Origin of the sequence: Mycolicibacterium llatzerense (assembly GCF_025331195.1) — a bacterium.
Classification (GTDB): domain Bacteria; phylum Actinomycetota; class Actinomycetes; order Mycobacteriales; family Mycobacteriaceae; genus Mycobacterium; species Mycobacterium llatzerense.
Map to the genome: position 1 here is coordinate 886,564 of NZ_LXOV01000012.1, position 18,300 is coordinate 904,863.

An 18,300-nucleotide genomic window follows, 5' to 3' on the forward strand; every position below is an offset into this window, starting at 1 on the left:
CCGTCAGGCGTGACGCAGGCGTCCGAGTTCATCGAATGCCTGCGCCCAGGCGCTGAGCCGGTCGGTCGCCGCGACGAGTTCACTGCGGTAACGCTGCTCGGACATCGACCGCGCCGACCCCGCCCCGCTGTTCGCCGCTGACACCAATTGCGCTGCCGCGGTGGCGATGTCGGCGTACTGCCGCACGCCCGCATCGAGCTGGGCCGTGTAGGACTTGATGGTCGGCGCCAGATGCCCGCGGGACTGCGGCACCGAACCGGCCGCCCGTTCCATCGCGACCACTTCCCCGGCCGTACCGGCCAGCGCCGCGGCCGACACGTTGGCCGCGGCGGTCACTTCGGCGATCTCGGCGGCGGGCAGCAACTGGCCCCGCTGGATGACGCTCAGCAGTGCGTACAACCCGCGCTCGGCCGACGCCAGCGTCTCCATCGGACGGCGCGCCGCCGAGCCCCTGGGCGGCAGCAGCCGCGAGGACCGCGGCGGCGGCAACGGTTCGCGGCGCAGCCATCGGTAACGCAGGAAGCACAGGGTGGCCAGGAACGCGGCACCACCGGCGATGGGGCCGGTGATGATCAGCACCCAGAACGGGGTGCTCCACGCGGCCAGCAGCGCCGTCAACCCGATCCAGAAGGCGCTGGCGCCGGCGAACAGCCAGCCCAGCCGCACCGCCCAGCGCCGCTTGCGCAGCAGCCTGGCGCGTGGATCGGCCGCCGCACCGAGGCGCTGGGCCACCACGTCGGACAATTCGGCAGCGGTGTCGATGCTGCGTTGCAGGACCGCCTGCCAGCCCCGGGTCTCCCCTGGGCGGCCGGACGACTGGGCGTTCACCGCTGCCCCCTCACATCTCGAAATTTACTGCGACAGCGGGTTCTCCGGCGCCGGGTTGGCTGCCGGAGCTGCGGGAGTGGCAGGCGCTGCGGCACCGCCGGACGGCAGGGAGTTGCCCTGCATCGAGGCACGGATCTGCTCCAGGCGCGAATGCCCGGCCATCTGCACGCTGGCCTGCTGGACCTCCATCATGCGGCCCTGCACCGAGTTCTGAGCCAGCTCGGCCGAACCCATGGCGTTGGCGTAGCGACGCTCGATCTTGTCGCGCACCTCGTCGAGGCTCGGGGTGTTGCCCGGCGCGGCGATCTCGGTCATGGAGCGCAGCGAGGCGCTGACCTGCTCCTGCATCTTGGCCTGCTCGAGCTGCGACAGCAGCTTGGTGCGCTCGGCGATCTTCTGCTGCAGCACCATGGCGTTCTGCTCGACGGCCTTCTTGGCCTGCGTGGCGGCCTGCAGCGACTGGTCGTGCAGCGCCTTGAGGTCCTCGACGCTCTGCTCGGCGGTCACCAGCTGGGCTGCGAAGGCCTCGGCGGCGTTGTTGTACTCGGTGGCCTTGGCGACGTCACCGGCGCCGGTGGCCTGGTCGGCCAGGGTCAGGGCCTGGCGGACGTTGGCCTGCAGCTTCTCGATGTCGGCGAGCTGCCGGTTCAGGCGCATCTCGAGCTGACGCTGGTTGCCGATGACCGAGGCCGCCTGCTGCGTCAGGCCCTGGTGCTGGCGCTGGGCCTCTTCGATCGCCTGCTGAATCTGCACCTTCGGGTCGGCGTACTCGTCGACCTTGGAGCTGAACAGCGCCATGAGGTACTTCCAGGCCTTGACAAAGGGATTGGCCATGAGATCGGTCCGCCTTCGTGTCGTTCGTGATTCGGGATCGGTTATCAGGTTGCCGGCCGCGTAGGTGGCAGCGCGTCTACAGCCAACCTAGTAGGTATGGACAGCAAGACGCAGCCCGCATGCACTATTGCGGTGCGGCGAGTTAGCCGTCGGTCGGGCTGCGACGATTCAAGCAACTGCCATGGCGAGATGCTGAGGAATGACGACCTTGGTCGCGACGTCGATGTTGGCCACCGTGCGGTCGGCCTCGGCGCGCTCGGTGTGCAGCATCTGCTCGGCGGCATCGGCCAGCACCTGCGACAGCGGCACCTCCAGGGCACCGCAGATGGCACCGAGCAGTTCGCTCGACGGTTCCTTGCGGCCCCGCTCCACCTCGGACAGGTAGCCCAGGCTCACCCGTGCACCGTCGGACACCTCGCGCAGTGTGCGTCCCTGACCGGTACGGGCCTGGCGCAGCACGTCGCCGATCACCTCACGCAACAATGTCGTCATCGCGTTTCCCCTTCAGCCTGAGTAACAGCCGCGCAGCCCGGCCGGACCACCCGTTCTACACGGTCTTGTAGGCACCAACGCGGCGACGCACCGCTTTGGTTCCCGATGCGGCGATTCAGGGGCGACGAAACGCGGAGACGACGTAGTCGATGCCCGTCAGCACGGTCAGCACCACCGCGGCCCACATGAAGACCCAGGCAGCGGTCAGCCACGGGGCGGGCCAGGCATGCAGTGGCAGGACGAACAAACCGATCGCCACCGCCTGCACCAGCGTCTTGAGCTTGCCGCCACGGCTGGCGGGGATGACGCCGCGCCGGATCACCGCGAAGCGCAACAGTGTCACCGCAAGCTCACGGGTCAGGATCACAACCGTGATCCACCAGGGCAGGTCGCCGAGCATCGACAGCCCGATCAGCGCGGCCCCGATCAGGGCCTTGTCCGCAATGGGGTCGGCCAGCTTGCCGAACTCGGTGACCATGTCGAAGCTGCGGGCGATCTCGCCGTCGAACCGATCGGTGATGACGGCAACCGCGAACACGACGAAAGCCGCAATCCGCCAACGGGTTTCGTGCCCATCGCCGGCGAACAGGGCCGCCAGGAACACCGGCACCAGCACGATGCGCAGGCCGGTCAGCAGATTGGCGATGTTCGCCACGCCGGCACGCGAGGCGCGCGGATCGGTATCTGACTGGCCTGTCACCGACACAGGATATCCGGTCACCTACCGGGCGATACGCAGCCGATACCCTCCACGTGTGAGCGACGCACCGAAACCCACCACCACAGGGCTGGTGGTTCGCCGCGCCCGGACGTCCGACGTCCCCGGTATCAAGGCCCTCGTCGACATCTACGCGGGAAAGATCCTGCTCGAGAAGAACCTGGTGACCCTCTACGAGGCGGTCCAGGAATTCTGGGTGGCCGACCTCGATGGCGAGATCGTCGGCTGTGGTGCGTTGCACGTGCTGTGGGCCGACCTCGGCGAGGTACGTACCGTCGCGGCCCATCCCAAGGTGCGCGGCATGGGCGTCGGGCACGCGGTGGTGGCACGGCTGCTCGACGTGGCCCGGGAGCTGGAGCTGCAGCGCGTCTTCGTGCTGACCTTCGAGATCGACTTCTTCAGCAAGCACGGCTTCGTCGAGATCGAGGGCACGCCCGTCACCGCCGAGGTGTACGAGGAGATGTGCCGGTCGTACGACACCGGTGTGGCGGAGTTCCTGGACCTGTCCTACGTGAAGCCGAACACCCTGGGCAACACCCGGATGCTCGTCACGCTGTAGCGCCTACTCGGCAGACTTCCGGGCGACGACGCGGTCGCGGATGTCCATGATCGCTGCCCGCCGACGGGAGCGCCCACCGCGGCCGAACGGCAACGTCGGGATCACCTCGACCTTGTCCGAGATCCCGATCACCAGCTCTGCGATCTCGAGCACCAGCTCGTTGGCCTCATCGACCTGCCGACCCATCGCCAGGACCGCCAGCAGCGACTCGAGCATCAGCCGCGCCACCAGCACGATCGCGACGCACCCGACGGGTCCGGCAATCACCAGCCAGAACAGGCCGAGCAATGCCGACGACTCGAACGCGAGCACGGCGCCGAACAGATACGACACCAGCGCACCTGCGATGGCCAGCACGTACAGCACCGGAACCAGCTGGTGAGCGGTCGTCTTGCGGAATCCGACGTCGGTGAACGCCGTCAGCGCAGGCCAGCTGCGGCCGCCGGACTCGAACTCAGCATCGAGCTCTTCGGCGGGCGAAATGTCAACCACGGCAAAGCCTCCTTAGGAGACCTAAGCCTCCCACAGTCAGCGCCGCCTGCCACCAATCGTCGTTGTTATCCGCACCGCCGGCCCACAGTGATGTGATCCCGGTAACACCGGTCAGAACCCGGGGTCGTCACCCGTCGATCCGTTGGCATCGGAGCCACCCTGGATCAGCATCAGGGTGCCGGCCAGTTCGTCGGGCTTGACCAGCACCTCGCGGGCCTTGGAGCCCTCGGACGGTCCGACGATGCCGCGCGTCTCCATCAGGTCCATGAGGCGGCCGGCCTTGGCGAACCCGACGCGCAGCTTGCGCTGCAGCATCGAGGTCGACCCGAACTGGCTCGACACAACCAGCTCCACGGCCTGCAGGAAGACGTCCATGTCGTCGCCGATGTCGCTGTCTATATCGCGCTTCTCGACGGTCTTGACCGTGACGCCGTCGATGAACTCGGGCTGGGCCTGCTGTTTGGTGAAGGCGACGACGGCCTGGATTTCGTCGTCGCTGACGTAGGCACCCTGCACCCGGATGGGCTTGGGCGCTTCGGACGGCTGGAACAGTGCGTCACCCTTGCCGGTGAGCTTCTCGGCGCCGATCTGATCGAGGATGACGCGCGAGTTGGTCGCGTTGGTCACGCCGAATGCCATGCGGGACGGCACATTTGCCTTGATGAGACCGGTGACCACCGAGACCACCGGCTGCTGGGTCGCCAGCACCAGGTGGATGCCCGCGGCACGGGCCTTCTGGGTGATGCGGACGATCGCGTCCTCGACGTCGCGCGGCGCCTGCATCATCAGGTCGGCCAGCTCGTCGACGACGCACAGGATGTACGGGTAGGTCTTGTAGACCCGCTCGCTGCCCAGCGGAGCGGTGATCTCGCCCGAGCGCACCTTCTTGTTGAAGTCGTCGATGTGCCGGACACCGCTGGCGCTCATGTCCTGGTAGCGCTGCTCCATCTCCTCGACCAGCCAGGCCAGCGCGGCGGCGGCCTTCTTCGGGTCGATGATCACGGGCGTGATGAGGTGCGGAATGCCTTGGTACGGCGGGAATTCCACCATCTTCGGGTCGACCAGGATCATCCGGACCTCGTCCGGCGTGGCCCGCTGCAGCAGCGACACCAGCATGGAGTTGATGAAGCTCGACTTACCCGAACCTGTGGAGCCGGCCACCAGCAGGTGCGGCATCTTGGCCAGGTTGTAGCTGATGAAGTGGCCTTCGACGTCCTTGCCGATGCCGAACACCATCGGGTGGTGATCCTTGCGGGTGGACGGTGCGTTCAGCACGTCCTTGAGCCGCACCATCTCCCGGTCGCTGTTGGGGACCTCGACGCCGACCGCGGACTTGCCGGGGATCGGCGCCAACAGGCGGATGTGCTCGTTGGCCACCGCGTAGGCGAGGTTGCGCTGCAGCTGGGTGAACCGCTCGACGCGCACACCGGGCCCGAGTTCGATCTCGTAACGGGTGACGGTCGGGCCGCGCTGGAAACCGACGACGGTGGCGTCGATCTTGAACTGCTGCATCACTTCGGTGATCGCGTTCATGATGCGATCGTTGTCGCGGCCGACCCGCTTCGGTGGGTCGCCGTCGGCCAGCAGCTCCAGCGGGGGCAGCGTGTAGTCGCCCTCGATGACGCGGTCGAGCGTCAGGCCGTCGTCCTTGTTCTTGTCGGCGGCCTGTTCCAGGGCCTTGGCCTTGGTGGGCACCGGGTCCGCGACGTTCTGGGCCTTGCGGCGGCGCGACGGCTTGGCCGCCGGCTCGGGCGCGGTCGGCGCTTCGTCGGCTGCGGGCTCGACCGGGTAGTTGTCCATCGGCGTGCGGCCCAGTGGCCGCGTCATGGCCGCGGTGGTCTGCTCCGAACCAGGCCAGGCTTCAGGCTCGTCCCGCGAATAGGTCGGGTCGTCGTAGTAGCCGTCGGAGAAATCATCGGCGAAATCGTCGACATAGCCGGCCGGAGCGTCGTACTCGTCGTCATGGTCGCTGTGCAGGCGACCGGAGACCATGTAGCGCAACGTGTCCGGCAGTTCCCGGATGGTCGTGCCGGTGACCAGCAGCAGGCCGAACAGCACGCCCATGATGAGCAACGGAGTGGCGATCCAGACGGTCAGCCCGTCGGACAGCGGCCCGCCGATGACGAAGCCGACGAACCCGGCGGCGCCGCGGCGCTCCCCCGGCTCGGTGGGCGCACCGGCCCAGACGTGCCACAGGCCCAGCACCGGCAGCCCGATCATGGCGACGCCCAGGATCAGCCGCGGGCGCGCGTCGGGGTTCGGATGGGTCCGCATCAGCGTGACGGCCAGCGCCAGCAGCAGGACCGGCAGCACGACGACCGCGGATCCGATGACCGTTCGGACGCCGTAGTCGATCCACGCACCGACCGGCCGAGCCGCGTCGAACCAGGAGCTCGCCGCGAGCAGGAACGCGACGCCCAGCAGCGCCAGCGCGATGCCGTCGCGGCGGTGTCCGGGCTCGAGTTCCCGGGCGCGGCCGACGCTGCGGGCGGTCGTTCCAGCGCCCTTCGCGAGCATCAACCAGCCCGCGCGGGCGCCACGACCCACTGCAGCACCGGCGGTAGCGACCGGAGATGGATGGGGTGCCGGTTTGCGGGCCGGCTTACGGGCGGGCGATTTCGGGGCCGGCGGACGTGCCGGCCGACTCGACTTTGCACTGCCTGACTTCGATGAACGCGCCCCCGAGCCGGCTGCGCCACGATTCGCCGACCCGGCCTTGGCCCGGTTAGCTGAGCTCGTTGCGGTCTTACTCGCCATGGCTGCCAGCCTAGTCGCATTCTCCCCATCTGCACCATCTGCCACACACGTAACGCTTAGGTCACGACCTCGGCCGCATATCTGCTGGTCACCTACCCGTGGGAGCCACGTCACACCCGCCCAGAGCTCCGAGCTAACGTGGACACCTGTCTAGTTCAGCTATCTATCGAGGAGTTCGTCCATGCCGGTCGTTGTCGTCGCCACCATGAAGGCCAAGCCCGAGTCCGTCGATCAGGTCCGCGCCGCGTGCGTCGAGGCGGTCGACGCCGTCCACGCGGAACCGGGCTGTGAGCTCTACTCGCTGCACGAGGCCGACGGCGGCACCTTCGTCTTCGTCGAGCAGTGGGCCGACGCGGACGCCCTCAAGACCCACAGCACCGCCCCGGCGATCGGCAAACTGTTCGGCGCCATCGGCGAGCACCTCGACGGCGCACCCGACATCAAGATGCTCGCTCCCGTCGTCGCCGGCGATCCGGCCAAGGGCCAGTTGCGGGGTAAGTGACCGTGGGTGAGCTGAGCGGCAAGGTTGCCTTCATCACCGGTGCGGCACGTGGCCAGGGCCGCGCGCATGCGGTGAAACTGTCGTCGATGGGTGCCGACATCATCGCCGTCGACCTGTGCGACCAGATCGCATCGGTCCCCTACCCCATGGCCACTCCCGACGATCTGGCCGCGACGGTCAAGCTGGTCGAGGAGAACGGGGCCCGGATCGTCGCCGGCCAGGCCGACGTCCGCGACCGCGACGCCCTCAAGTCCGCACTCAAGGCCGGCGTCGAAGAGCTCGGCGGCCGGCTGGACATCGTCATCGCCAATGCGGGCATCGCACCCATGGCGGGTGAAGACGCCTGGCAGGACGTCATCGACGTCAACCTGACCGGCGTCTTCCACACCCTGGACGTGGCCATGCGGCCCATGGTCAAGGCCGGCAACGGCGGCTCGATCGTGCTGATCAGTTCCGTCGCGGGTCTGGTCGGGCTGGCCTCGCCGATGGCCGGGTCGGTGGGCTACGCCGCTGCCAAGCACGGCATGGTCGGCCTGATGCGGGTGTACGCGAATCTGCTCGCCTCGCAGAACATCCGGGTCAACTCGATCCATCCGGCCGGGGTGGACACCCCGATGATCGACAACGACTTCACCCGGAAATGGTTGAGCCAGTTGACGGCAGAGACCAAAGCCGGACCGGACATGACCAACGCGTTGCCGGTACAGGTCCTCGACGCCGAGGACATCGCCAACACGGTGGCCTGGCTGGTGTCGGACGCCGGACGCTACATCACCGGCGTGACGCTGCCGGTGGACGCCGGCTTCGTCAACAAGCGCTGAGCTAGACCTCGAGGACGGTCGGCACGATCATCGGCTGGCGCCGGTAGGTCTCGCCGACCCACTTGCCGACGGCCCGCCGCACCGCCTGGGCGATGCGTGCGGGGTCTGCAACCTGTTCGGAGACCAGGGTTTCCAGCGCGGCCTGTGCCTTCTCGGTGGCCGGCTCGAGGGCCTTCGGATCCTCGGAGAAACCGCGCGAGTGCAGATGCACCGGAGCCACCGGCTTGCCGGTCTCGCGGCTGAGCACCACCGTGACCGCGATGAAACCCGAAGTCAGCGTGAGCCTTTCGCCCAAGGTGGCATCACCGACGTCGCCGAGCACCAGACCGTCGACGAACACCTTGCCGACCGGCACCGCGCCGGCGATCCGGGCCTGCCCCCCTACCAGGTCGACGCTGACGCCGTTCTCGGCCAGCACGACGTTCTCCTCCGGCACACCGGTGCGGATCGCGAGTTTGGCGTTGGCCCGCAGATGGCGCCAGGTGCCGTGCACCGGCATCACGTTGCGCGGCCGCACGCCGCGGTACAGGAACAGCAGCTCGCCGGCAAAGGCGTGTCCGGAAACATGCACGCGCACTTGCTGATTGGTCACGACGCGGGCACCGATCTTGGCCAGCGAGTCGATCACGCCGTAGACGGCTTCCTCGTTGCCGGGGATCAGCGAGCTGGACAGGATGATCAGGTCACCGGCGGTCAGAGTGATGCTGCGGTGCTCGCCACGGGACATCCGGGACAGCGCCGCCATGGGCTCGCCCTGGGTGCCGGTGGTGATCAGCACCACCCGGTCGGCCGGCAGCAGTTCGGCGGCACCGATGTCGATGACGTCGTCGTCGGCGACGTTGAGGAAGCCGAGTTCCTTGGCGATGCCCATGTTGCGGACCATCGAGCGGCCGACGAACGACACCTTGCGGCCCAGGGCCACCGCGGCGTCGATGATCTGCTGCACGCGGTCGACGTTCGAGGCGAAGCAGGCCACGATGACGCGGCCGTCCGCGCCGCGGATCAGCCGGTGCAGGTTGGGACCGACCTCGCTCTCCGACGGACTGACCCCGGGAATCTCCGCGTTGGTCGAGTCGCACAGGAACAGGTCGACGCCCTGCTCGCCGAGGCGGGACATGCCGGGCAGGTCCGTGGGCCGGCCGTCCGGCGGCAGCTGGTCGAGCTTGATGTCGCCGGTGTGCAGCACCGTGCCGGCACCGGTGTGCACCGCGATGGCCAGGGCATCGGGAATCGAGTGGTTGACCGCGAAGTACTCGCACTCGAACACCCCGTGGGTGCTGCGCTGCCCCTCGGCGACGATCTGCATGTTCGGCTTGAGCCGGTGCTCACGGCACTTGGCTGCAACCAGCGCCAGCGTGAATCGCGACCCCACGACCGGGAGGTCGGGCCGCATCTTCAACAGATACGGAATGGCGCCGATGTGGTCCTCGTGCGCGTGGGTGAGGACCAGCGCTTCGATGTCGGCCAGCCGGCCCTCGATATGCCGGATGTCCGGCAGGATCAGGTCGACGGCGGGCTCGTCGTGCGTCGGGAACAGCACGCCGCAGTCGATGACGAGCAGGCGGCCCAGGTGCTCGAAAACGGTCATGTTGCGGCCGATTTCGCCGATGCCGCCCAGTGCTGTCACACGCAGACCGCCCGGCTCCAAGGGGCCGGGCGGCGCGTAATCGGGTGTGGTCACGCAAGCACCGACGCTGCGCGCAGGTCCGCGGCGAGCGCAGTCAGCTGGTCGGCCGTGGCGGGTACCTGCGGCAACCGCGGGTTTCCGACGTCCAAGCCCTGCAACCGCAAGGCTTCCTTGCTCATCGTGACGCCCCCGAGCCGGTTCTGCGCATCGCTCAGCGGACTGAGCCCCACCTGGATCTTGCGGGCGGTGGCGATGTCGCCGGAGTTGAACGCCGACAGCAGCGCGCGCAGCTCGGCGGCAGCGACGTGGCCCCACACGCTGATGAACCCGGTGGCGCCCATCGCCAGCCACGGCAGGTTCAGTGCGTCGTCGCCGGAGTAGTAGGCCAGACCGGTCTCGGCCATGATCACCGCGCCACCGTTGAGATCGCCCTTGGCGTCCTTGACGGCCACGATGTTCGGGTGCGGCGCCAGTGCGCGGATGGTGTCCCATTCGATCGGGATCGACGACCGCGGCGGGATGTCATAGAGGATCACCGGCAGTTCGGTGGCGTCGGCGACAGCAGTGAAGTGCGCGAACAGACCGGCCTGCGGCGGCCGCGAGTAGTACGGAGTCACCACCAGCAGGCCGTGCGCGCCTGCCGCGGCACAGGCCTTGGCCAGATGCACGCTGTGCGCGGTGTCGTAGCTACCGGCGCCCGCGATCACGCGAGCGCGATCGCCGACCTCTTCCAGAACCGCCTCGAGCAGGGCGACCTTCTCGTCGTCCGTGGTGGTCGGCGACTCCCCGGTGGTGCCGGAGACGACCAGACCATCGCAACCCGAATCGACCAGATGCTTGGCCACCTTCTTCGCGCCAGTCAGATCAAGCGAGCCGTCCGGGCCGAACGGCGTCACCATGGCAGTCAGCACGGTGCCCAAGCGTGCGCTGACGTCGATTCCGGTGGTGGTCACGGGGGTCAGATTACCCGGTCGCGAGCCGACAGCCGCCCTCCGCTCCCCCGTGGGCGGCGCCGGCCCGTGAACTCAGTCGACGAGCATTCCAGCACGACGCATCGCCGCCGAGATGTTCTCGAAGTCAATGGCCACATGGGCTCGCGCCAGCGACTCGGCGTCATCTCCGTGACCGTTGGCAATGGCGTCGACCAGCGTCGTGTGCTCACCGAGCGCCCGCTGTTCCATTTGCCGCATGGTGGCAGGCTCGCCCCACACGTGAGCCGGGGCGCCGATACTGATCGACGCTTCCAGGTCGAGCAGCACCTGTTTGAGGACGATGTTGTGAGCCGCGTCCATGATCGCCAGGTGCAGCGCGCTGTCCGCCTGCTGGGCGGCCAGGCCGCTGTCGGCGCGGCGGTAGTCCTCGAGGCGCTGCCGCAGGACGCCGATGTCAGCGTCGGTCCGCGATTCGGCCGCAGCCCGGCACACCGCACCGTGCATCCGGCAGATCGCGTCGCACCGGTCGCGGAGCTCGTCGACCCGCATTCGCAGCGTGCGTGCCACGGCCGACGTGGACGAGTCCGGCCACTGCTGCAACACATACGAACCGCCGCCGCGGCCCCGCCGCGTTTCCACCAGACCACGCTCGACCAGCCGGGCCAGCGCCGCGCGCACCGTCATCCGGCCGACGCGTAAAGAGGCTGCGAGCTCGCGTTCGGCGGGGAGCCGGGCGCCGGGCAGGTATTCGCCGATGGCGAGGGCGGTCACCAGTCGGTCGGTGATTTCGTCGACCCGTGAAGACGACTCGAGCTCGCGATCGAGTATGCCGGGAGCAGGCACACCGTTGACATGTGTCATCGCCGGATCGGCTCCCTTCCCTCGTCTCACACAGTATCGACACCGATTGTTAAGTTTCGATGAATGGTCTTGTGACGAGACCATTGAAGTCGCATGCTGACCGTCATGCCAATCACGCACCGCACGGTTTCCTTCCGCGAACACGAGACCTGGGTCCAGATCACCACTCCCGAATCACCAGATCCGGCGCTGCTTCCGCTGTTCGTTCTGCACGGCGGGCCGGGCATGGCCCACAACTACGTGCGGAACATCGCCGAACTGGCCGACGAAACCGGTCGCACGGTCATCCACTACGACCAGCTCGGCTGCGGCAACAGCACGCACCTGCCCGATGCGCCCGCCACGTTCTGGACCCCCGATCTGTTCGTCGAGGAATTCCACACAGTGCGCAAGGCCCTCGGCATCGACGAATACCACCTGCTGGGTCAGTCCTGGGGCGGCATGTTGGGCGCGGAGATCGCGGTGCGACAACCGTCCGGGCTCGCGTCGCTGGCGATCTGCAACTCCCCCGCATCGATGGAGCTCTGGATGGCCGGCTGCGCGGAACTGCGTGCGCAGTTGCCACCGGAAATCCAGGCCGCGCTGACCCACCACGAAGAAGCGGGCACCGTCACCGATCCGGAGTACCTCGAGGCCACGAACGAGTTCTACCTGCGCCACCTGTGCCGGCTGGTACCCATGCCGCAAGACCTGATCGACACCATCGACCAGATGGAGGCAGAGCCGACGGTCTACCACACGATGAACGGCCCCAACGAGTTTCATGTCGTCGGAACGCTGAGCGGGTGGAGCGTCATCGACCGGCTCCCTGCCGTCACCGCGCCGACGCTGGTGATCGCCGGCGAATTCGACGAGGCCACCCCCACGGCGTGGCAGCCGTATGCCGACCACATCGACGGCGCCACAAGCCACGTATTCCCCGGCACCAGTCACTGCTCGCACCTCGAGCAACCCACGGAATTCCGCGCCGTCGTCGCCGCCTTCCTCGCCAAACACGATCTGGCCGCAGCCGCCCGGGTCTGACCCCTTCCCCCGACCCGACAGGATCTCCATGGCCACCACCGCCCGCATCGCCACAGGCGAAGCTCAGCGCACTCCCGAATCATTCGGCTACAAACAGGAACTCAATCGGTCCGTCTCCACCGTCGACCTCATCGTCTACGGGTTGGTGTTCATGGTGCCGATCGCGCCGTGGACGATCTTCGGCGTCGTATACAACAGCGCCGGCGGCATGGTGCCCCTGGTGTATCTCATCGGCCTCATCGCCATGGTGTTCACCGCGACGGCGTACGCGCAGATGGCCAAGTCCTTTCCCCTTGCGGGATCGGTGTTCTCATACGTTGGCCGCGGAATCCATCCTGGCGCAGGCTTTTTCGCCGGCTGGGCGATTCTGCTGGATTACCTGCTGATACCGACGCTGCTCTACGTGCTGGCCGCCGAATCGATGATCGGCTTGTTCCCGGGCACGCAGCGATGGATGTGGGCCCTCGTGTTCGTGCTGGTCAATACCGTGATCAACCTGCTGGGTATCAACTCACTGAAAATGGCGAACCGGTTGTTCCTGGCACTGGAACTGGCCTTCGTGGTGATCTTCGTCGTGATCGCGGTGCGTGCCATCAACGGAGATTCGTTGCCCAACGTGCATTGGAGCACCACACCGATCTGGAACCCGGACACCGTCAGTGCACCGTTGATAGCCGCGGCACTATCGATCGCTGTGCTGAGTTTCCTTGGCTTCGACGGTATTTCGACGCTCGCCGAGGAATCTACGGGTAAGCGCAATCCTGCGGGAAAGGCGATGATCGGTGCGCTGTTCCTCGTGGCCTTCCTGTTCATCGGCCAGACCTGGCTGGCCAGCCTGCTGGCAGGTGGTCGTGCGTCGTTCAGCGACGACGAGGCGGGCAACGCATTCTTCAAACTGGTCGAAGCGGCATCCAGCACCGGATGGATGAACGCGTTCTTCGTGGTCAATGTGCTGGCGGTCGGCTTCGCCAACGCGATGGCCGCGCAAGCGGCGACCGGCCGGCTGCTGTACTCGATGAGCCGCGACCGCCAGCTGCCCGCCTTCCTGTCGACCATCAGTTCCCGCAAGGTGCCGATCGCGGCGATCCTGGTGGTCAGCGCGATCAGCGTGGTGCTGGTGCTGTTCTTCGTCGGTCAGATAGCGCTGATCTCGTCACTGGTGAACTTTGGCGCGCTGTTCGCCTTCTGCCTGCTGCATGTATCCGTCGTCTGGTATTACCTCGGCCGCCAGAAGTCGAAGAACTATCTGCTGCACCTCGTCATGCCCACGCTGGGCTTCTTGATCATCGGCTATGTGCTGTTCAACGCGGATTCGCTGGCGAAGATCGGCGGCATCGTGTGGCTGGGCATCGGCACGGTGGTCTTCTTGGTCAACAAGTTGCGCGGCCGCGGCGTGCCCGTGCTCGGCGAAGAATTGCAACAGGGCACTGCCGGTTAGCAGCCGGCGTTAGTGTCGGATCGTGCTCGGCCATGTCGGCGTCAACGTGCCCGATCTCGCGGCTGCGAAGAATTACTACGACGAATTCATGCCATTGGTAGGTTTTGAGCCATTCATCGCCGCCGACGACCAGTTCGCCTTTCGCCCGGCCGGCGGCAAACATGGCACCTTCCTGTTTTTCTATCCGTCGGCCGAACCCGGTGACCACTCGCGACACCGCACCGGGCTGCAACACCTCGCCTTTATGGTCAAGACCCGGTCCGCGGTCGAGCGCGTCCATCAGTTCGTACAGCGGACCGGCGGCGAGGTGTTGCACAGGCCACAACCGTTCCCGCAATATCCGCCGCCCTACTTCGCGATGTTCTGGCTGGATCCGTTCGGCATGATGCTGGAAGTGGTCTGTCACCACGACCTGGACTCACGGGTGCCGATATCCCGTCGATGCCGAATCATCTTGGCGCCGTGGTAATTACCGCATATTGAAAATTCTCGATGCACAGCCGGATAGCCGTTCAAAAACATCCATGTCGACCGCAGATTTCCAGGGTCGAGACGTCGGGGGTGCCATCGTGAACTTTTGTCGTTACACTTCCGGCCGACCCCCGATAAAAGGAGAACATTCGTGGCCGAGCGCATTGTCGTCCAGCTTGTGGACGATATTAACGGCACTGAGATCACCGACGACACCGGTGAACGGATTAACTTTTCGGTCCGTGGGGTTGATTACCAGATCGATCTTTCCGCTGCGAACGTGGCGAAATTCGAAAAGGCTTTGGCACCGTATCTGGACGCCGCCACCCGGGTCGGTGGCCGTCGCACCCGGACCCCGAAGGTCGCAGAGCCGAGCAGCCGGTCCGCCAAGGGCGGCGCGTCCCGCGGCCGCGGCAAGAAGGCCGCCGGCAAGGGACTGACCTCGAAGGACGAGCTGACCGCCATCCGCGAGTGGGCGCAGCAGAACGGCTACGACGTCGCGTCCCGCGGCCGCATCAAGGCCGACATCGTCGAGGCGTACCACGCGGCCAACTAGGCCGAGCTAGACCTTCCGGCCCAATTCGGTCACCAGGTCGCCCCGCTCCCCGACGGTCACGTCGTCGACCCCGAGCCATGTCGCCATCGACCTGAGCTCCGGAACCAGCGCCGCGGCCACCCGGGTGCGGTCCTGGCCGTCTTCGGCGAACGCACCGACGACGTGCAACGCGTCGGCTGTGCGTTTGAGGTCGACCCGCCCCACCAGCCGGCCGTCGAGCAGGAAAGGCCAGACGTAGTAACCGAATTGGCGTTTGGCTGCCGGGGTGTAGATCTCGATCCGGTAATGGAAGCCGAACAGCCGCTCGACGCGGGGCCGGAAGAAGATCAGCGGATCGAACGGGCACAGTAGCGCCGTCCCCCGGTCGCGCCGCGGCACCGTCTGCCCGGCGCGCAGGTACGCCGGGATGCCGTCGACTGTCACGGCCTCCAACTCGCCTTCGGCGACCAGCGCCGCCAGCGCCGGTTTCACCTGGCGCGCACCCAGCCGGAAATAGTCGCGGATGTCGGCCTCGGTGCCCACGCCCAGCGCCCCGGCCGCCTTGAGCACCAACTGCCGGACCGCCTCGTCGTCAGAGACCTCGCGGGCCAGCACCTCTGCCGGCAGCACCCGCTCGACCAGGTCGTAGTGCCGGGCGAAGCCGACCCGGGTGGCGGTGGTGAGCACACCCGACGACCACAGGGCCTCGGCCACCCACTTGGTGTCACTGCGGCCCCACCACGGCCCTTTGGCACCGCGCGGCTCGGCCTCGAGGTGGGCCTCGATCTGGCCCGCGGTCGACGGCCCGAGTTCGGCGATGGCGGCAACGATCTTCTCGGCCAAGTCGCCGTTGCGCTTGACGATTTCGGTGCCCCAACGACCATGGGTGTACTCGCGCATACGCCAGCGCAGCAGCGGCCAGTCGTCGACCGGCAGCAACGCCGCCTCGTGCGCCCAATATTCGATGAACTGCCGCGGCGACCGCGCATTGTGGCTCCAGGCCAGCGCGTCGAGCGCGTCCCGGTCGTATGCCCCCAGCCTGCTGAACACCGGCGCATAGTGCGCCCGTACGCAGACCGACACCGAATCCAATTGCAGCACTTGTATTCTGGACATCAAACGTTTCAGGTGCGCACGGGTTACCGGACCGGACGGCTTGGGCTCGTAAAGGCCCTGGGCGGCGACGGCGATGCGACGGGCCTGGACCGTGGTGAGTTCTGCCACTGTCACATCGTGGCGCAGACCACCGACAAATTCGCGCATGGATCTGCAAGGTTGTCGGCTCCACCGCCTACCATTCCTGCGGCACACCCTGTATTGGGGCATGGGCGCTTCATGCCCGGCCCTGACGGAAAGGACCAGCAGTGAGCTACAACGCTGCGGACATCACCGAACTCGACGATGTTCAGCACACCCGCCTGCGACCGGCGGTCAACCTGGGCCTGGACGTGCTCAACACCGCCCTGCGCGAGCTGGTGGACAACGCGGTCGAAGAGGTCGCCGACCCCAGCCACGGCGGGTCGACCGTCACCATCACCCTGCACGCAGACGGATCGGTCAGCGTCGCCGACGACGGCCGCGGCCTGCCCATCGACTCCGACCCGGTGACCGGCAAGAACGGCATCGTCAAGACCCTCGGGACGGCCCGGGCCGGTGGCAAGTTCTCCGCCCACACCGACGCCACCAGCACCGGAGCCGGCCTCAACGGCATCGGCGCCGCCGCCGCGGTGTTCATCTCCGCCCGCACCGATGTGACGGTGCGCCGCGCCGGCAAGACCTACCTGCAGAGCTTCGGTCACGGCTACCCCGGCACGTTCGAGGGGAAGGATTTCGACCCGAACGCCGAGTTCATCCGTGCGGACAACCAGAAACTGCGTGGCGCGGGCAACCGCAAACCCGACGCCCACGGCACCACCGTGCGCATCCTGTTCGACCCGGCCGTCGTACCGGACGCCGGCGTGGACATCGGCGAGGTCCTGCTGCGCGCCCACGCCGCGGCCCGGATGTGCCCCGGTGTGCACCTGAAGGTCGTCGACGAGGGCTGGCCCGGCGAGGAAGTCCCACCCGCGCTGCTGCAGCCGTTCGACGGCCCCTGGGGCACCGAGGCGCTGCTCGACCTCATGTGCACCTCCGCGGGCACTCCCCTGCCCGCGGTCCGCGCCGTCGTGGAGGGCCGCGGTGAGTACACCACCGGGCGCGGCCCCACGCCGTTCCGCTGGTCGCTGACCGCCGGACCGGCCGAACCGGCCACCGTGGCCGCGTTCTGCAACACCGTGCGCACCCCCGGCGGCGGGTCGCACCTGACCGCCGCGATCAAGGGCCTGTCCGAAGCCCTGGCCGATCGCGCGTCCCGGATCCGGGACCTGGGTCTGGCCAAGGGTGAGGACGGCCCAGAGCCTCAGGACTTCGCCGCGGTCACCGCGCTGGCCGTCGACACCCGCGCGCCGGACGTGGGCTGGGACTCGCAGGCCAAGACGGCGGTCTCGTCGCGCTCGCTGAACGTCGCGATGGCCCCGGATGTGACGCGCAGCGTCAACGTCTGGGCCGCGAACCCCGCCAACGCCGACACGGTGTCGCTGTGGACCCGCCTCGCGCTGGAGTCGGCCCGGGCGCGGCGCAGCGCCGAGGGCGCCAAGGCGCGCTCGCGCGCGGCGTCGAAAGCCAAGGGATTGGGCACGAACCTGTCGCTGCCGCCGAAGCTGCTGCCGAGCCGGGAGACCGGCCGCGGGTCGGGTGCCGAACTGTTCCTGTGTGAGGGCGATTCCGCGCTTGGCACCATCAAGGCGGCGCGCGACGCCACCTTCCAGGCGGCCTTCCCGCTGAAAGGCAAGCCGCCCAACGTCTACGGGTTCACGGTGAACAAGGCCCGGGTCAAGGACGAGTTCGATTCCATCGAGCGCATCCTGGGCTGCGGCGTGCGCGACAACTGCGACCCCGAGCAGTGCCGCTACGACCGGATCCTGTTCGCGTCCGACGCCGACCCCGACGGCGGCAACATCAACTCGAGCCTGATCTCGATGTTCCTGGACTTCTACCGCCCGCTCGTCGCGGCCGGCATGGTCTACGTGACGCTGCCGCCGCTGTTCGTCGTCAAGGACGGTCAGGAACGCATCTACTGCCAGGACGAATCCGAGCGCGACACCGCCGTCGCCGAGTTGAAGGCCCGGTCCAAGCGCCGCGTGGAAGTGCAGCGCAACAAGGGTCTCGGCGAGATGGATGCCGACGACTTCTGGAACACCGTGCTGGATCCGCAGCGGCGCACCGTGATTCGGGTGCACCTCGACGACGGCGAGAAGAAGTTGCACCACACCCTGTTCGGCGGGCCGCCCGAGGGCCGGCGCAGCTGGATGGCCGAAGTGGCCGCCGTCGTCGACACCCTTGCGCTGGACCTGGACTAGAAGGACTCGACC

General features: G+C 67.4%; 18 protein-coding genes. 8 read left to right on the top strand and 10 right to left on the bottom strand.

The window, feature by feature from the left end; translation table 11 throughout:
- Positions 1–3: 3 nt before the first annotated feature.
- The 4 genes from pspM to pgsA all read right to left on the bottom strand — a co-directional run bounded on the left by pspM (position 4) and on the right by pgsA (position 2,854).
- On the bottom strand, positions 4–828 hold the full coding sequence (gene pspM / locus A7G45_RS19165) for a phage shock envelope stress response protein PspM (protein ID WP_071285269.1): 825 nt from the start codon (positions 826–828) through the stop codon (positions 4–6).
- Positions 829–852: 24 nt separating this feature from the next.
- A complete protein-coding gene (pspA, locus tag A7G45_RS19170; RefSeq protein ID WP_020101883.1) occupies positions 853–1,662 on the bottom strand; it encodes a phage shock protein PspA in 810 nt (269 codons plus the stop codon).
- Between the two features lie 168 nt (positions 1,663–1,830).
- Positions 1,831–2,154 (bottom strand): transcriptional regulator ClgR, encoded by a 324-nt coding sequence (clgR, locus tag A7G45_RS19175; protein ID WP_043393801.1) that lies wholly within the window; start codon positions 2,152–2,154, stop codon positions 1,831–1,833.
- 115 nt (positions 2,155–2,269) lie between these two features.
- On the bottom strand, positions 2,270–2,854 hold the full coding sequence (gene pgsA, locus A7G45_RS19180) for a CDP-diacylglycerol--glycerol-3-phosphate 3-phosphatidyltransferase (protein WP_043394027.1): 585 nt from the start codon (positions 2,852–2,854) through the stop codon (positions 2,270–2,272).
- Positions 2,855–2,909: 55 nt separating this feature from the next.
- On the opposite strand from pgsA, the gene A7G45_RS19185 reads away from it, so the two are divergent.
- Positions 2,910–3,431, top strand: coding sequence for an amino-acid N-acetyltransferase (locus A7G45_RS19185; protein ID WP_043988194.1), 522 nt, complete (start codon positions 2,910–2,912; stop codon positions 3,429–3,431).
- A 3-nt stretch (positions 3,432–3,434) separates the two neighbouring features.
- On the opposite strand, the gene A7G45_RS19190 is transcribed toward A7G45_RS19185, so the two are convergent.
- A complete protein-coding gene (locus tag A7G45_RS19190) occupies positions 3,435–3,923 on the bottom strand; it encodes a DUF4282 domain-containing protein (protein ID WP_043393799.1) in 489 nt (162 codons plus the stop codon).
- A gap of 111 nt (positions 3,924–4,034) precedes the next feature.
- The gene (locus A7G45_RS19195; RefSeq protein ID WP_260939428.1) at positions 4,035–6,680 is read right to left on the bottom strand and encodes a DNA translocase FtsK; all 2,646 of its coding nucleotides are present in this window, start codon (positions 6,678–6,680) and stop codon (positions 4,035–4,037) included.
- A gap of 181 nt (positions 6,681–6,861) precedes the next feature.
- Between A7G45_RS19195 and A7G45_RS19200 the strand changes: the two genes are divergently transcribed.
- Together A7G45_RS19200 and A7G45_RS19205 are read left to right on the top strand one after the other, a co-directional pair.
- Positions 6,862–7,182, top strand: coding sequence for a putative quinol monooxygenase (locus tag A7G45_RS19200; RefSeq protein WP_071285265.1), 321 nt, complete (start codon positions 6,862–6,864; stop codon positions 7,180–7,182).
- A gap of 2 nt (positions 7,183–7,184) precedes the next feature.
- Positions 7,185–8,003 (top strand): mycofactocin-coupled SDR family oxidoreductase, encoded by an 819-nt coding sequence (locus tag A7G45_RS19205; RefSeq protein ID WP_043394020.1) that lies wholly within the window; start codon positions 7,185–7,187, stop codon positions 8,001–8,003.
- A 1-nt stretch (position 8,004) separates the two neighbouring features.
- Here the strand turns inward: A7G45_RS19205 and A7G45_RS19210 are convergent, their stop codons facing one another.
- The 3 genes from A7G45_RS19210 to A7G45_RS19220 all read right to left on the bottom strand — a co-directional run bounded on the left by A7G45_RS19210 (position 8,005) and on the right by A7G45_RS19220 (position 11,423).
- Positions 8,005–9,684, bottom strand: coding sequence for a ribonuclease J (locus tag A7G45_RS19210; RefSeq protein ID WP_260939429.1), 1,680 nt, complete (start codon positions 9,682–9,684; stop codon positions 8,005–8,007).
- A complete protein-coding gene (gene dapA / locus A7G45_RS19215; protein WP_260939805.1) occupies positions 9,681–10,529 on the bottom strand; it encodes a 4-hydroxy-tetrahydrodipicolinate synthase in 849 nt (282 codons plus the stop codon). Before dapA ends, A7G45_RS19210 begins: the two co-directional genes overlap by 4 nt.
- 126 nt (positions 10,530–10,655) lie before the next feature.
- Positions 10,656–11,423, bottom strand: coding sequence for a FadR/GntR family transcriptional regulator (locus A7G45_RS19220; RefSeq protein ID WP_260939431.1), 768 nt, complete (start codon positions 11,421–11,423; stop codon positions 10,656–10,658).
- Between the two features lie 105 nt (positions 11,424–11,528).
- Between A7G45_RS19220 and A7G45_RS19225 the strand changes: the two genes are divergently transcribed.
- From A7G45_RS19225 to A7G45_RS19240, 4 genes are all read left to right on the top strand, one after another.
- On the top strand, positions 11,529–12,446 hold the full coding sequence (locus A7G45_RS19225; RefSeq protein ID WP_260939432.1) for a proline iminopeptidase-family hydrolase: 918 nt from the start codon (positions 11,529–11,531) through the stop codon (positions 12,444–12,446).
- Positions 12,447–12,474: 28 nt separating this feature from the next.
- Entirely contained in the window at positions 12,475–13,884 is a 1,410-nt protein-coding gene (locus tag A7G45_RS19230; RefSeq protein WP_260939434.1) for an APC family permease, read from the top strand.
- Positions 13,885–13,906: 22 nt separating this feature from the next.
- Complete coding sequence (locus A7G45_RS19235) at positions 13,907–14,353, top strand: VOC family protein (RefSeq protein WP_260939435.1); 447 nt, start codon at positions 13,907–13,909, stop codon at positions 14,351–14,353.
- Positions 14,354–14,506: 153 nt separating this feature from the next.
- Complete coding sequence (locus A7G45_RS19240) at positions 14,507–14,911, top strand: histone-like nucleoid-structuring protein Lsr2 (protein WP_260939438.1); 405 nt, start codon at positions 14,507–14,509, stop codon at positions 14,909–14,911.
- Positions 14,912–14,917: 6 nt separating this feature from the next.
- Here the strand turns inward: A7G45_RS19240 and A7G45_RS19245 are convergent, their stop codons facing one another.
- Positions 14,918–16,114: a winged helix-turn-helix domain-containing protein gene (locus A7G45_RS19245; protein WP_260939440.1), complete on the bottom strand. Its 1,197-nt coding sequence runs from the start codon at positions 16,112–16,114 to the stop codon at positions 14,918–14,920.
- A 140-nt stretch (positions 16,115–16,254) separates the two neighbouring features.
- Here A7G45_RS19245 and A7G45_RS19250 point away from each other — a divergent pair, with 140 nt between their 5' ends.
- Positions 16,255–18,288 (top strand): toprim domain-containing protein, encoded by a 2,034-nt coding sequence (locus A7G45_RS19250; protein ID WP_260939451.1) that lies wholly within the window; start codon positions 16,255–16,257, stop codon positions 18,286–18,288.
- The last annotated feature ends 12 nt before the right edge of the window (positions 18,289–18,300 follow it).

Excerpts from the sequence above, each read along its gene's own strand:
- A7G45_RS19195 (WP_260939428.1), bottom strand. The coding sequence starts at position 6,680 with ATGGCGAGTAAGACCGCAACGAGCTCAGCTAACCGGGCCAAGGCCGGG.
- clgR (WP_043393801.1), bottom strand. The coding sequence starts at position 2,154 with ATGACGACATTGTTGCGTGAGGTGATCGGCGACGTGCTGCGCCAGGCC.
- dapA (WP_260939805.1), bottom strand. The coding sequence starts at position 10,529 with ATGGTGACGCCGTTCGGCCCGGACGGCTCGCTTGATCTGACTGGCGCG.
- A7G45_RS19230 (WP_260939434.1), top strand. The coding sequence starts at position 12,475 with ATGGCCACCACCGCCCGCATCGCCACAGGCGAAGCTCAGCGCACTCCC.
- A7G45_RS19220 (WP_260939431.1), bottom strand. The coding sequence starts at position 11,423 with ATGACACATGTCAACGGTGTGCCTGCTCCCGGCATACTCGATCGCGAG.
- pspA (WP_020101883.1), bottom strand. The coding sequence starts at position 1,662 with ATGGCCAATCCCTTTGTCAAGGCCTGGAAGTACCTCATGGCGCTGTTC.
- A7G45_RS19225 (WP_260939432.1), top strand. The coding sequence starts at position 11,529 with ATGCCAATCACGCACCGCACGGTTTCCTTCCGCGAACACGAGACCTGG.
- A7G45_RS19200 (WP_071285265.1), top strand. The coding sequence starts at position 6,862 with ATGCCGGTCGTTGTCGTCGCCACCATGAAGGCCAAGCCCGAGTCCGTC.